The organism is Fodinicola feengrottensis, from assembly GCF_010993775.1.
Taxonomy (GTDB): domain Bacteria; phylum Actinomycetota; class Actinomycetes; order Mycobacteriales; family HKI-0501; genus Fodinicola; species Fodinicola feengrottensis.
The window spans coordinates 29,122-42,379 of the sequence record NZ_WOTO01000033.1 but is presented as its reverse complement, the minus strand read 5'-3'; the positions used below and the strand labels follow the sequence as shown (position 1 = coordinate 42,379).

The following is a 13,258-nucleotide window of genomic DNA, read 5'->3' as shown; positions in this document are numbered from 1 at the left end:
GGGGCGGCACGGTCGTCACACCTGTTGACGGTAGTCGGTCCTGAACCGGTTCTGTCGGGATTCCGGCAAAATTGACATTATGCATCGGCAAATTCTCAGCCAGGGAGGCCGGACGCACGCCAGCGGTCTTTCCCCGGCATCGCCGGAGCGTGCAACAACCCCGTCCGGTCCGTCCACAAAGGACGCTGGCGCGACGGTGCCGGCGGCCGGGAGACCGACAGGGCGGCCACCACCGCGGTCACCGCGGCCACCTCCTCGGCGGTCGGCTCGCCTCGTACGATCCGCAGCAGGGGCCGGCTCACAGCGGGATGTTCCCGTGCTTCTTGGGCGGCAGCGTCTCGCGTTTTCCGCGCGCAGCGACCGCAAAGCCTTGATCACCGTGCCTCGAGTGGTGCTCGGCGGGATGACCGCGTCGACGTAGCCGCGCTCGGCGGCGATGTACGGGTTGGCCAGGTGGTCCTCGTATTCGGTGACCAGCTGGGTCCGCAGCTCATCCGGCTGACCGGCCTCGCGCAGTTCCGAGCGGTAGAGGATGTTGACCGCGCCCTGCGCGCCCATCACGGCGATCTGCGCGGTCGGCCACGCGAAGTTCATGTCCGCGCCCAGGTGCTTGGAGCCCATCACGTCGTACGCGCCGCCATACGCCTTGCGGGTGATGACGGTGACCTTCGGGACGGTGGCTTCCGCGTACGCGTAGATGAGCTTCGCGCCGCGCCGGATGATGCCGTTCCATTCCTGGTCGGTGCCGGGCAGGAAGCCGGGCACGTCCACGAAAGTGAGGACCGGGATGTTGAAGGCGTCGCACGTACGGACAAACCGCGCTGCCTTTTCGGATGCGTCAATGTCCAGCGTGCCGGCCATCTGGGTGGGCTGGTTGGCGACCACCCCCACCGAACGACCGTCGACTCGGCCGAAGCCGCAGAGGATGTTCGGCGCGAACAGCGGATGGATCTCCAGGAAGTCGCCGTCGTCGAGGATGTGCTCGATGACGATGTGCATGTCGTACGGCTGGTTGGACGAGTCCGGGAGCAGCGTGTCCAGCTCGAGGTCCTCGTCGGTGACCGCCAGGTCGGAGTCGACCTCGTACGACGGTGGCTCGTCCAGGTTGTTGCTGGGAAGGAAGCCGAGCAACTGCTTGACGAAGTCGATGGCCTCGGCCTCGTCCGGCGCCATGTGGTGCGCGACGCCGGACTTGCTGTTGTGTGTGCGCGCGCGCGCGCCGAGTTCCTCGAACTCCACGTCCTCCCCGGTGACCGTCTTGATCACGTCCGGGCCGGTGATGAACATGTGCGAGGTCTTGTCGACCATCACGGTGAAGTCGGTGATCGCCGGCGAGTAGAGACCGCGCCGCCGGCGCACGGGCCCATGATCAGCGAGATCTGCGGGATGACCCCGGAGGCGCGTACGTTTCGGAAGAAGATCTCGCCATAAAGACCGAGCGAGACGACACCTTCCTGGATGCGGGCGCCGCCGGAGTCGTTGATGCCGATCACCGGGCAGCCGGTCTTGGCGGCCAGGTCCATCACCTTGACGATCTTCTCGCCGAAGACCTCGCCGAGGCTGCCGCCAAAGACCGTGAAGTCCTGCGCGAACACGCAGACCGGCCGCCCGTCGACGGTGCCGTAGCCGGTCACCACGCCGTCGCCGTACGGCCGCTCGCCGGACATCCCGAACGCCGTCGAGCGGTGTCGCGCGAGCGCGTCCAACTCGACGAACGAGCCCTCGTCCAGCAGCGCCTCGACCCGTTCGCGAGCGGTCTGCTTGCCGCGTTTGTGCTGCTTCTCTCGACACCGCGAGCGGACCCCGCGTGCACAGCGTCGTCGTCGCGCAGCTTCAGGTCGGCCAGCTTGCCGGCGGTCGTGTGGATGTCGATCCCGGCTGGCACCTGGTCCGCCCCGACCGCGTCCGCCGGGCCTTCGGCCACCTGTTCAGCGCTCACAAACACCCTCCAAGGCTTGCCTGCCGGTCACGTACACCGGGCATAAAGACGCACCCGTCACACTAGTTGCTGACCGCTGCCCTGGCCGGCCACCGGCAGCGACCTTCGCCACACCCCATTTCGGCGAGGGCCACTCCGACGCTCAGCCCAGACAGGGAGCGCGTACGCACGGTGAGGGCTGTCGTAGGTGGGTACGGCGGCGGTCTGACCGCCACGAGGGCTGGGTGGCAGGGTTGCGGGGTGAGCTTGTACGCGAATCTTGACCGGCCGCCGCTGTCCGAGACCGGGTTGGGCCGCGCGCTGACCCGTACCACCGGCCCTGGCAGTCCACTGTGGACGGACGTACGGGTAGTCGGCGAGACCGGCTCGACGAACGCGGATGTGGCCGCCGCGCGCGGGGGAAAGGCGCCCCGGAGGGGTTGGTGATCACCGCCGACTTCCAGGGCGCCGGCCGCGGCCGGCGGGACCGTAGCTGGGTGAGCCCGCCGCGGGCCGGCATCAGCGTTTCGATGTTGCTGCGCCCGGCGCCGGTGCCGGTCACCCGGTGGGGCTGGCTCTCGCTGCTGGCCGGGGTCGCGGCGGCCCGCGCGATCGGCCGGGTCGCCGAGGTTGCGATGGCGCTGAAATGGCCGAACGACCTGCTGGCCGGTGAGCCGGACGGGCCCGGTTTCGGGAAGGTGGCGGGCATTCTGGCCGAGGTGATCGGCACTGGCGACGAGGCCGCGGTGGTGCTGGGGATCGGGCTGAACGTCACGAACACGGCCGATGAGCTGCCCGTACGTACGGGACTGCCGGCCACCTCGCTGCGGCTGGCTGGCGCCGCCAACACCGATCGGGACACGTTGCTGCGGGCGCTGCTGCGCCAGATCGCCACTGACTACGAACGATGGCGGGACGCGGGTGGCGATCCGGACGAGAGCGGGCTGCGGTCGGCGTACCAGGAGTTCTGCCAGACCGTCGGGCAGCGGGTGCGGGTGGAGTTGCCCAACGGCCGGGAGCTGGTGGGCGAAGGCGTCGATGTTGACGAGGATGGGCGCCTGGTGGTGCGGGGAGACGGTGGCGCGCTCACGGCGGTTTCGGCGGGAGACGTCACGCACGTGCGGCCTTCGCGAGGATGACGTTGCGGGGTGACAAAATGGGGCATTCCGGCCCCGAAACGTCACCCTCGCTTGGGGTGTGGGGGCTGGGGTCGCTAGCGTCGACCTGTGCGGTTTCCGGAGCGGCTGCTGGTTGAGGACGAGCGGGTCGTCCTGCATCTTCACCCGCATTGGAAGACGTTGACGCCGGCGGTGCTGGTGCTGCTGGCGACGGTGGGGGTGGCGTCGTACGGGATCGGGGCGCTGCGCTACCCGTCGTTGCAGGTCCTTATAGCGCTGGCGGCGATCGCGTTCATTGGGTGGTTCAGCGGGCGCCGGGTGGTGCGGTGGTTGACCACGCATGTGGTGTTCACCAGCGAGCGCATCATTGTCCGGGTGGGGCTGTTCAAGCGCCATCGGTGGGAGCTGCCGCTGGCCGACATCACGGACGTGGCCTATGCGAGTTCGATCCTCGGGCGGATGCTGCGGTGTGGGACGTTGGTCGTACGAGCTGGCACTGAGGACGGCGAGAGCGGCCAGCTCACCCTGGTGGACCTGCCCAGAGCTCGCGATGTGCAAACAATTCTTTATGAATTGATGGAAGAAGAAGAGAAAAGAGCCGCCGAAGAGGAGGATGAAGAGGAATTCGACGATGATATTCCGGACTTTGGGAATTTTCGTCCGAGCTCACCCGTGGTAAAGCTCGACCAACCCGAATGATCTGCGGAGACGCAAATGATCACGAACGAATGTAGGGTGTGACCGTGTCCACCGTCCTGCTGGCGGAAGATGACGCCGCCATCGCCCAGCCGCTCTCCCGCGCACTTGAGCGGGAAGGCCATGACGTCATCGTCCGGTCCGATGGGCCGTCCACTCTGCAGAGCGCACTGTCCGGGGTCGCCAACCTGCTCGTCCTGGATCTCGGGCTGCCCGAGATGGACGGGCTGGAGGTCTGCCGGCGGCTGCGTAGCGCGCGTTCCACTCTCCCGGTCCTGATGCTGACCGCCCGCCGCGACGAGGTCGACTACGTGGTGGGCCTGGACGCTGGCGCGGACGACTATGTCGGCAAGCCGTTCCGGCTGGCTGAGCTGCTCGCGCGGGTACGGGCCCTGCTGCGCCGCTCGGCCGCTGGTGAGCTGGCCGCCGCGCGGCGTACGAGTCGATGTCGCGTCTCGCCGCGCGTACGTTGATGGCGAGGAAGTTCACCTCACCAACAAGGAGTTCGCGCTGCTGCAGCTGCTGCTGGAGCACGCCGGCGAGGTGGTCGGCCGGGAGACGGTGGCGGAGCAGGTCTGGGGCGATGCCGGTGCGGCCTCCTCCAAGACCATGGACATGCACGTGTCCTGGCTGCGCCGCAAGATTGGCGACGACGCGAGCGCCCCACGCCGACTGGTGACGGTCCGTGGGGTCGGCTTCCGGTTCGAGCGGGACACCGAGAAGTAGCGGCCAGACCTCACCTCCAGGAACAAAAAGGGCACTCGTGCGTCGGCGGATCGTCGTGGCCACCCTGCTGGTCGCGCTGGTCGCGATCGGCATTCTTGGCGTCCCCCTGCTGGTGATCACGCAGAACCAGATCGGCAGCTCGGCGCAGGTCACGGTGAACCACGACGGCCTGAAGTACGCGCTGGACGTCGAGCCATTCGTGGCCGACCGGTCGCTGACCGCGGCCAAGCTCGATGCCATCGTGGACGACAACGCGTATGTGTCGGTGACGCTGTCCAACGGCCAGACGGTCGCCACTGGCGTACGCCCGACCGGCTCGACGCTGCAGACGACGGTGAACATCGGCGGCGGTGCCAGCCTCACTGTCCAGCACTCGCTCGCGGACTACGCCCGCGACCGGATCGAGACCGCCGCGATCGTGGTGATCGCGGCGGCGTTGGCGATCGGGGTGGCGGTGCTGCTGGCCGGCCGGGTCTCCACTCGGCTGACCACCCCGCTGTCCCGGTTGGCCGACGACGCCAGCCGGTTCGGCGAGGGTGACCTCCGGCCGTCCGGCCAGCGCTACGGCATCGCGGAGTTGGACGACGTGGCGAGAGTGCTGGATGGGGCCGCGCTGCGGCTGGCTGACCTGGTACGCCGTGAGCGCGAGTTCGCCGGTGACGTGTCGCACCAGTTGCGGTCCCGGCTGACCGCGCTGTCGATGCGGCTGGAGGAGGTCGGTGCCTCCACCGATCCGAACGCGAGCCGCGAGGCCGAGGCGGCGCTGGAGCAGGTCGACCGGATGGTCTCGGTCATCGACGACCTGCTGGAGCAGGCCCGGAACGAGCGGGCCCGGTCGGCGATCCCGGTGGACGTGGCCGAGCAACTGGACAACGTGTACGACGAAGTGGGCCCCGCAGCTGTCCATCCTGAGCCGCAAGCGCAAGCTGCGCATCCTGCCGGCGCCCGGGCTGCGTGCGCACGCCACTCCCGGCCACCTGCAGCAGGCCATTGGGGTGCTGGTGGAGAACGCGATGACGCATGGCGCCGGCACAGTCGACGTGCAGGCGTACCGGCATGGCGAGCACGTCGTCGTGGAGGTCACCGACGAAGGCCCGGGTGTCTCGGATCTGCTGATCGGTTCGGTCTTCGCCCGCGGGGTGTCCGGCCGTGGTGGCACCGGGCTCGGCCTGCCGCTGGCCCGTGCGCTGGTGGAGGCGGACTCCGGCCGGTTGGAGCTGGTCCGGCCGAAGCCGGCCACCTTCGCGATTTACCTGCCGGGGCTACCGCAGCTGGAAAAGCGGCCGACCAATGAGGTTTAGCGGAAAAACAAGGCCGGGAATTCTTTACTAAACCGGGGTGGGTTCTTTTTCTTCGGCCAGTTTGTCTTCCTTGGATGCCATGAAAAACAAACTTGCTGAACGCCCAGAACCGGAAGAACATGGCGACCGCCACGCCCATGATGTTGCCGACGTTCGCCCAGAAGACGTTGTCCAGGCCCAATCCGAACTTGAAGATCCCCAGGATTCCCCACTGGATCAGCAGTCCGGCCACGCTGAAGGCGAAAAACAGCAGGATTTCCCGCCGCCGCCCGGTGTCCTCCTCCGGTGCCGGAAAGCCCAGTGCCGGTTCATGAAGTATGAGCTGGTGGCCGAAATCGCCGTCGCGCAGCCACGTGCGGTCAGCAGTGGGATGCCGAACTTGATATAGAACAAGTTGAACAGCAGCACGTCGAGAACGAAGTTGATGCCGCCGATGACACCGAATGCGGTTACCTCGTGTAGGCGACGCTGCCAGCGGTCATAAAGACTGCGTACGAGATTCACCCGATCGAGGATACGGACCGGGTGCACGCCGTCGAGCGGCGGCTCGGCTGTTACTGGCGGCTCTCCGTTTTGTCCGGTACGACCTCGGTCGCCGCCGTGGGTTCGTCGTCCTGCTCGTACAAAGCGTCATCTGGGTGCTTGAAGACCCATTTGCTGTACGTGAAGAACCGGAACAGAGTGCCCAGCACCAGGCCGATGGTGATCGCCACGTTGACCCAGAGCGCGCTGGTCAGGTGCAGCGGATACGTGAACAGCCAGAGCACCGCGGACGAGATGGCCAGCCCGATCCCGTTGAAGATGAAGAACAGGATGTATTCGCGGTGCAGGCTGCTGCGCGAGCGGTGCCGGAAGGTCCAGTGCCGGTTCATGAAGTACGAGCTGGTGGCCGAGATGACGGTGGCCAGCACGTTGGCGATCAGCACGTTGAGGCCGAGTGCCAGGTGGAAGAAGTTCACTCCGGCGTACTGGACACCGGTGTTGATCACGCCGATGATCCCGAAGGCGGTCATCTCGCCAATGAGCCGGCGCCAGCGCTGGATCAGGCTGCGGACAAGTGACATCCGCCCAGCGTACGGAACAGCCACTGGCCGCACGCCGGCAAGGTCGGCCGATTTGTCACCCACCGACGACTAGCTCCGGTTGAGGACGGCGAAGGCGCCGAGCGTGACCGCGTCCGCCGAGGATCGGCCGACCAGGTCCGACGTACGGCTGAGCCGCCCGCCGCTGGCCGTCCAGGCGTCTGTGCCGAAGGTGTTCCAGTTCCTGCCGCTGGACGCCTCCACGGCGCCGTCAGCGTGGCTGCAGAAGGCGTCGTTGGCGCTGCAGCGGGTGTCCGATGGCGACAGTGAGTGGCCGTTGATGGTCAGCCGGTCGCCGGTCAGGCCCGGATCGCCTTCCCAGCCCACCACGCCGACCTGGCTGGCGGAGCCGGTCATGTCCAACGGCAGGTCGATGGTGGCCGAGCGGTGGCCGCCGGTGCCGAGGCCGATGTTCGTGTCGAAGACCGCGACCTGGCCGTTCGGCGCGGTGGCGTCGCTGGTGACCACGATCAGCGCCCACCCGGCGTACCCGCCGAGCGACGACTGCGGCGCGGTCCGCCAGCCGACCGTCCAGTTGCCGAAGCCGCCGGACCGGACCGTGTTGGTGACATCCGCGTACGCCTGGAAGGCGCTCGGGCCCGCCTGGCCGTCCACGAGGTCGGGGGTGATGGCGAGGCGCCGGCCGCTCGGGCCGGTCACCTGGGCGGCCGGCACGTTGCCGCCGGGCCGTGCCCACGACGACCAGAACAGACCGGCGTAGAGGACCTGCCCAGAGCCTTCGAGGCGGGATGTGGAGGACGCCTTGGTGGTCGGGTCGTGGTCCGTGTCGTACGGCACCATCCGCCGGTCGTTGTCGATCCCGGTGTTGTTTGGGGCCCGCTTGCGGGCCGCGGCGCAGCCGTAGTCCAGCGGCGCGCAGCTCATAAGTGCGTTGCCGGTGACGGCAAGCCGGGTCCGGCCGGTGGCGGCGAAGAGGGTGCCCCAGTCCTGATGGGTCGGGGTGGGGCAGCGTGGTCGTCGCGCTGGACGCGCCGGCGCCGCCGCCGGAGACGGTCACCGGGATCGACCCGGACGCGTCGCTGGCCACCTTCACCCGAATGTAGGCGATGGTCGTACGCCCGCTGGCCAGCTCCGCGTGCGTACACGTCTGGCCGCCGACCTGGCAGGTCCAGCCGTCCGCGCCGTCCGCGCTGGTGATCGTCAGCACGCTGCCGAGAGTCAGCGTGAGCAAGGCGGGTTTGGCCAGCGGCCCGATGGCCGGCCGTACGGCTGGGACCGCGGCCGGCTCGATGAGGATGCTGTTGCCGCGGCTGCCGTTGCCAGGAGACGCGACGACGGCCTTGATCACGCCGGGCCGGCCGGCCGCCAGCGGCCCGACCGTGGAGACGCCGAGCGTCGGCTTGGCGATCGGGCTGGCCGGCGGGGTCGGCACCGCGCTCGCGGGCGCTGGCTGGCTGGCCGGCTGCGCGCTGCTGGCCGGCTGGTTGTTGGGCGGCTTGTTCGGCTGGTTGGGCGCGGCCGGCGGCGGGGCGCGGGGGCGCGGGCGCGCCACCAGCGCCGCCGCCGGGCGGGGCGGCGGTTTGGTTTGTTCGGCGCCGCCGCGGTCGGCGGTTTGGGCTTGGGCTGGCCGCTGGTCAGCGCGAACGCGGCCGCGACGACCGCCACCACGACGACTACAGCGCCGACGCCGGTGGCGATCCCGGACGGTTGCTTGAAGAAGTCCTTGATCCGGCCGAGCAGCAGGAGGACCCAGTGCCACATTCCGGCGAGACCGGTGCTGGCGCCGGCCAGGATGGCCGCCGGCTTGACGAAATAGCCGGCGATCGCGGTGCCCAGGATGAGCGGGCCCAGGACGTTGCGCAGGCTGGAGTTCAGCTCGCCCAGTTCCGCGTACAGCAGCTTGCACTGGGCGCAGTCGTGCAGGTGCGCGTCGATCTTGGTCGCCTCGCGGTTGCTGAGGCCGCCGCGTACGCGCGCGCCCAGCCGCTCGGCGGTCCAACCGCACGTTGAGCCAGCCACCACGGTGGTCTGTGGCGCGTCCGCGACATGGACTGACAGGTACGCCTGGCGGAGCCGCTCGCGGGCGCGGTACGCCAGCGCGGCGACGCCGTTGGGGGTCAGGCCAAGCAGCGGCGCCACCTCGGCGGGCGAGTCGCCCTCGACTTCGGTGTGCCAGAGGACCATTTGCCAGCGCTCGGGCAGGGTGGCGAAAGCGCGGGCCGCGAGCGTACGTTCCAGGCCCTCGACGACGGTATCCGTGAAGGCGACCCCGCGGTCGTGCCGCTCCATGTCGTCAGTGACCTCAAGCCGGCGGTCGCGCCGGGTCCGGTCGTAGAAGGTGTTTCGTACGGCGGACAGCAGATAAGAGCGGAAGGCGAGGTCCGGGCCGCCGCCGTTGCGCAGCGTCGACAGCACCTTGGCGAAGGCCTCGGACACCAGGTCGTCACGGTCCGCCGGGTTGTGGGTCAGGCTCATCGCGTACCGCTGGGCCGCCTCGGAGTGCCGGCGGTAGAGCGTCTCGAAGGCTCCGGTGTCGCCGGCCCGGGCAGCAGCCGTGATCAGCTCCGCGTCGCTGGGACCCGCCGGAGCCTGTCCTGAATCCAGCCGGTCGCCGCTTCCGTCGGCCGCGCCGTTGCCGCCAGACATCTGCTCGAAACAACCCCCCCATCGTTACATTTCGGGCATTGCTCTCGGATTGCGCAGGAGAGTCGGGGAAAAGAGTACGGCCAAATCGCGTCATGACTTGCACACGCTCCCGTCTACATCACGAACTCGCTGGTCAGAACCTCGACACGACCGGCGACCAAAGAGGCGGGAGAACCCGAAGTGGTGGATGCAGTCGCTGCCGTAGACGCGCTGTCACTGGTACCCCGGGTGGCGCAGCGGACCTCCGCCCCGGCGGGCGAGGCGATCGCTGTCGACCCGGTGGACCGGTTGCGCCAGCGCTGGCGGCAAGCCAGCGTGGAGGCCGGGTGGTCCTGGCCGGACGACTGGCGTTGCGCCGAGGTCGACGCGGTGACCGAGCAACTGGTCTCCCCGAGCGGCCAACTGCTACCCGCCTGCGTCCGGCTCGGCCGGGCCCGCGCCGCCGCCGCCGGCGTCTGGCTCGACGAGACGCTCGAGGACATCGCCGCTCTGCTGGTCGCCGCCCGGGGCGTACGCGCGGCCACCGTCCCACCCGCCGAGGTGCTTATTCGTACGGTCGCGTTGGCCTGGGCGGACGAGGGGGCCGCCCAGTTCCGACGTATCTGTGTCGAAGACCCAAGCACGGGTCTAACGACGTTGCCCTACCTGCGTACCCGCCTTGGCGAGATCTACCGCGAAGCCGCCCGTTCGGGCGACCGCGTCTGCACCACGCACGCTCTCATCGTGGTGACTACAGGTGTCCGGCAGCAGCCGCAGAGGGGTCGGCTGCTGCGCGGAATGGCACTGGGGGAGTGCCTACGGTCCGTGTTCTCCGGGGGAGAAACACTGGCCACAGCAGGGGTGGAACGGGCGCTCGGGCTGGTCGCCCGTACACCCCTGTTGCCCACGATGGTCCAGGCCGTGCAGCGCGAGCTGACCCGGCTGGACATCGCCGACGCGACTCCCCGTGCCTGGATCGAGCGCCTGCCCGACGCGCTGCCGGCCGCCCTGGACCTGGTCACGGACCTGTCGCGATGAACAAGTAGAGGCCAGCGCACCGACCGTCGTCGTTCGGTGCGCTCCACGAACGTGCCCTGATCCAGGCGCCGGCGCCGGGATCAGAGCGCGGGCCCGAGGGGGCCGGTGGTAGCTGGGCGAGGGGGCTGGCTGTCACCGGGGGTCGTACCAAGCCGCGTGGACTGGGTGGGCTGCCTCCGCCCAGTCCACGCGGTGCTTTTTTTGTACGTGGTAGGGGCTGGGTTTTCGTCGAGTGCGGGACTTTGTGCCGCACTCGACGTCGAGAGTGGGGTTTTGTCCCGCACTCGACGCTGGGACAACGCAAACAGCAGTAACAAAAAGAAAGGACCCCTCACGCTCCCATGAAAGGAGCGCAAGGGGTCCTCCCCCTAATTAAGGAACTACGGTTTGACCAGGGTGAAATTCTTGGTCGTCACCGCGCCCTGCTTGATCGACACTGTTGTCGTTTGTGGACGGAAGCCGTCCTTCGCGACGATCAGGGTCAGCGGGTTGTTGCGGTAGTCCAGCCAGAGGCCGTAGTTGCCGTTCGCGTCGGTCTTGAGCGTGTACGACGTGGCCCAGCTGTCGATTTCGACGGTGGCGCCGGCGAGTGGGACCAGGGCGCCGGAGGCGTCCTTGGTGGTCACGGTGCCGGTGATCTTGCCCCAGGTGGTCGGCGGCTTGACGGTGAAGGACACCGGGATGGCCGTCGAGCCGTACGGGGTGTTGCCACTGATCGAAAGGTTGGCGGTGAGTACACCCGGTTGGGTGATCTCCGGGACGCTCGCGTCCAGGGTGACCGTCACCGTGGCGCTCTTGCCGGGGGCAAGGGTGCCGGTGGTGGCGCTCTCGGACAGCCACGTCACGTCGCTGCTGCCGCCCTGGTCGTACCCGGGCAGCACCTCGGCGTTGGCCTGCGGCGGGACGCCGAAGCCGCCAGGGTTGCCGCCGACCTTGTAGAACCCGAGCGCGCTACCGGCGCGGTAGAGCGAGTTGTTCGAGTTCGGCAGGGCGGTCCAGGCGTTGCCGGCCGGGTCGTACGCGAAACCGGTGTTGGTGATCGCCGCGCTGGAGTTGATGACGCCACCGCTGACGAGCAGCTTGCCGTTGGCCGCCGCGTAACCGGCACCCCAGGCGTCGGACGGGAGGTCCGCTACCGGAGACCAGCTGTTGGAGCTGGGCGAGTACGCGTACGAGTGCTTCGTGGTCGCCGCACCGGTGTTGCCGCCGGCGCAGTAGAGCACGCACGCCGTTGATGCCACCGCAGGACACCCAGGAGATCGCCTCCGGGTAGTCCGCCACCTTCGACCAGGTGTTCGCGGCGGTGTCGTAGACCTGTACGTCCTTGACGCCACAAGCGTCGGCCGTGCAGCCACCAACGGCATAGATCTTGCCGTCGAGGACCGCGTGACCGGAGCCCGCGTACGGGGTCGGCATGGCCGCACCGGTGGACCAGCTGTTGCTGGCCACGTCGTAGATCGAGGTCGCCGCGAGCGGGGCGCCAGAGGCACCCCAACCGCCGGAGGCGTAGATCTTGCCGTTGACATAGCCGCCGGCCGGGGCTTCCCGGGTGCCGGCCGGGGAGGTGCCCAGCTTCGTCCAGGCACCGCTGGCCGAGTCGTACGAGTAGAGGTCGGCGGTGTCGTCACTGCCGGCGTACCCGAACTCGGAGAAGACCTTGCCGTCGCCGGCGATCGCCAGGTTGTCCTGGATGATCGTCGGGAAGTTGGCCAGCGCGGCCCACGGCGCGTCGGACGGGTTGGCGTCCTTCGGCGCGGCGGTCTTCTTGGCCGCCTGCGCCGCGATCTTCATCGAGCCGGTGACCGGCTTGACCGGGACGTTGTGCACAGCCGCGCCCTTGCCGCCGGGCGTCTGCTGGGTGAACCCACCAGGCGCTTCGCCGATCTTGTACGTGGCGGGTGCGCTACCGCTGTTCGTGATCTTCACGTTCGCGGTGGCCTGGCCGCCCCACGGGACCGTCTTGCTGATCGTCGCGGGAGTCACCTTCAGTTGGCCGGCGGCCAACGTGAAGTCGGCCTTGGTGACGCCGTCGGTGCCGACGTTCACGCTCGCCGTCGCCGTGGTGTAACCACCCTTGGCGGCGGTGAAGTTGTGCGCGCCGGTGGCCGACGAGAAGAACCAGTAGTAGCCGTCGCCCTGGCCAGCGTCCGTCGCCGTGGTGGCGTTCTCGGCCGGCTTGTCCGTGTCGGTGACGACCGCGCCGGTGACGCCGGCGTGGGTGTTGCCGTCCGTCACGTGACCGACGACGAGCCCACCATGAACCGGCACACAGGACCGGTCGCCGACGAACACGTTGTCGAGCTCCCAGTAGTACGCGAACGAGCCGGTGTAGTGGAATCGCAACTGGACGGCGTTCTTACCGGCCGCGCCGGTCACCGGCAGGTCGATCTTGGCCGGTCCGGGCACGCCGACCGTGCTGCGCTGCCAGAGGTTCGTCCAGGTCGTACCGCCGTCGGTGGTCACGTCGACCGCCGCGGTGGAGTTGCCGAACGGCTGGTAGTGGGTGTCCGCGGTCAGCACCGGGTTGGTGCTGCCGGACAGGTCGTAGACCGGGCTGGTCAGCGTGGTGTTCTGGGTCTTGCCGACGCCGAGCTTGTCGGAGTCGACGATCGCGAACCCACCGGCACCGCCGGTCTTGTTGCCCCGCTTGCCCGGGTCGTCGAACTCCCAGCCGCCGTCGGCGGTGGCGTTCGCGACCGTCCAGCCGGCCGGCGTCGACGTGGTGTCGAACGACTGGCTGGTGCCGTTCAGGGTGTACGTGTAACCCGGCGCGGTGCAGGCCGACGAGACCTT

Annotated in this window: 11 protein-coding genes and 6 pseudogenes; 7 read left to right on the top strand and 10 right to left on the bottom strand. The window is 68.7% G+C overall.

Annotation, left to right across the window (positions count from 1 at the left end):
* Positions 1-95 precede the first annotated feature (95 nt).
* Positions 96-302 carry an acyl-CoA carboxylase epsilon subunit gene (locus GNX96_RS27615; protein WP_163570523.1) on the bottom strand — a complete coding sequence of 69 codons (207 nt, stop codon included), beginning with the start codon at positions 300-302 and terminating at the stop codon, positions 96-98.
* A pseudogene (locus GNX96_RS27610) lies at positions 299-1,924 on the bottom strand (acyl-CoA carboxylase subunit beta). Before GNX96_RS27610 ends, GNX96_RS27615 begins: the two are co-directional and overlap by 4 nt.
* Positions 1,925-2,110: 186 nt before the next feature.
* On the opposite strand from GNX96_RS27610, the gene GNX96_RS55670 reads away from it, so the two are divergent.
* The 6 genes and pseudogenes from GNX96_RS55670 (at position 2,111) to GNX96_RS65000 (ending at position 5,759) form a co-directional block, all read left to right on the top strand.
* Positions 2,111-2,365: a hypothetical protein gene (locus GNX96_RS55670; protein ID WP_279581644.1), complete on the top strand. Its 255-nt coding sequence runs from the start codon at positions 2,111-2,113 to the stop codon at positions 2,363-2,365.
* Positions 2,362-3,057, top strand: a complete 696-nt coding sequence (locus GNX96_RS27600; RefSeq protein WP_279581643.1) for a biotin--[acetyl-CoA-carboxylase] ligase — start codon at positions 2,362-2,364, stop codon at positions 3,055-3,057. The genes GNX96_RS55670 and GNX96_RS27600 overlap by 4 nt, the downstream gene beginning before the upstream one ends.
* Before the next feature lie 87 nt (positions 3,058-3,144).
* A complete protein-coding gene (locus GNX96_RS27595) occupies positions 3,145-3,735 on the top strand; it encodes a PH domain-containing protein (protein WP_163570517.1) in 591 nt (196 codons plus the stop codon).
* A 44-nt stretch (positions 3,736-3,779) separates the two neighbouring features.
* Positions 3,780-4,458 (top strand): annotated as a pseudogene (locus GNX96_RS27590) (response regulator transcription factor).
* A pseudogene (locus GNX96_RS65005) lies at positions 4,418-5,272 on the top strand (sensor histidine kinase); the annotation flags it as partial. The pseudogenes GNX96_RS27590 and GNX96_RS65005, both read left to right, overlap by 41 nt.
* A 199-nt stretch (positions 5,273-5,471) precedes the next feature.
* Positions 5,472-5,759 (top strand): sensor histidine kinase, encoded by a 288-nt coding sequence (locus tag GNX96_RS65000; protein ID WP_390624163.1) that lies wholly within the window; start codon positions 5,472-5,474, stop codon positions 5,757-5,759.
* A gap of 142 nt (positions 5,760-5,901) precedes the next feature.
* Here the strand turns inward: GNX96_RS65000 and GNX96_RS64995 are convergent.
* The 5 genes and pseudogenes from GNX96_RS64995 to GNX96_RS27560 form a co-directional block, all read right to left on the bottom strand.
* Positions 5,902-5,991 (bottom strand): annotated as a pseudogene (locus tag GNX96_RS64995) (hypothetical protein); the annotation flags it as partial.
* Positions 5,976-6,290: a GtrA family protein gene (locus tag GNX96_RS27575; protein ID WP_163570510.1), complete on the bottom strand. Its 315-nt coding sequence runs from the start codon at positions 6,288-6,290 to the stop codon at positions 5,976-5,978. The gene GNX96_RS27575 and the pseudogene GNX96_RS64995, both read right to left, overlap by 16 nt.
* 23 nt (positions 6,291-6,313) lie before the next feature.
* Positions 6,314-6,886, bottom strand: a complete 573-nt coding sequence (locus tag GNX96_RS27570) for a GtrA family protein (protein ID WP_163570507.1) — start codon at positions 6,884-6,886, stop codon at positions 6,314-6,316.
* Positions 6,887-6,892: 6 nt separating this feature from the next.
* Positions 6,893-7,726, bottom strand: coding sequence for a hypothetical protein (locus GNX96_RS27565; RefSeq protein WP_163570505.1), 834 nt, complete (start codon positions 7,724-7,726; stop codon positions 6,893-6,895).
* Positions 7,727-8,146: 420 nt separating this feature from the next.
* Entirely contained in the window at positions 8,147-9,448 is a 1,302-nt protein-coding gene (locus GNX96_RS27560; RefSeq protein ID WP_163570502.1) for an RNA polymerase sigma factor, read from the bottom strand.
* 183 nt (positions 9,449-9,631) lie between these two features.
* On the opposite strand from GNX96_RS27560, the gene GNX96_RS27555 reads away from it, so the two are divergent.
* Positions 9,632-10,465: a hypothetical protein gene (locus tag GNX96_RS27555; protein WP_279581642.1), complete on the top strand. Its 834-nt coding sequence runs from the start codon at positions 9,632-9,634 to the stop codon at positions 10,463-10,465.
* Positions 10,466-10,845: 380 nt separating this feature from the next.
* Here the strand turns inward: GNX96_RS27555 and GNX96_RS55665 are convergent, their stop codons facing one another.
* The 3 genes and pseudogenes from GNX96_RS55665 to GNX96_RS64985 form a co-directional block, all read right to left on the bottom strand.
* The gene (locus tag GNX96_RS55665) at positions 10,846-11,346 is read right to left on the bottom strand and encodes a carboxypeptidase-like regulatory domain-containing protein (RefSeq protein WP_279581641.1); all 501 of its coding nucleotides are present in this window, start codon (positions 11,344-11,346) and stop codon (positions 10,846-10,848) included.
* A 156-nt stretch (positions 11,347-11,502) separates the two neighbouring features.
* Positions 11,503-11,829 (bottom strand): annotated as a pseudogene (locus tag GNX96_RS64990) (hypothetical protein); the annotation flags it as partial.
* A pseudogene (locus GNX96_RS64985) lies at positions 11,744-12,256 on the bottom strand (Kelch repeat-containing protein); the annotation flags it as partial. The pseudogenes GNX96_RS64990 and GNX96_RS64985, both read right to left, overlap by 86 nt.
* Between the last annotated feature and the right edge of the window lie 1,002 nt (positions 12,257-13,258).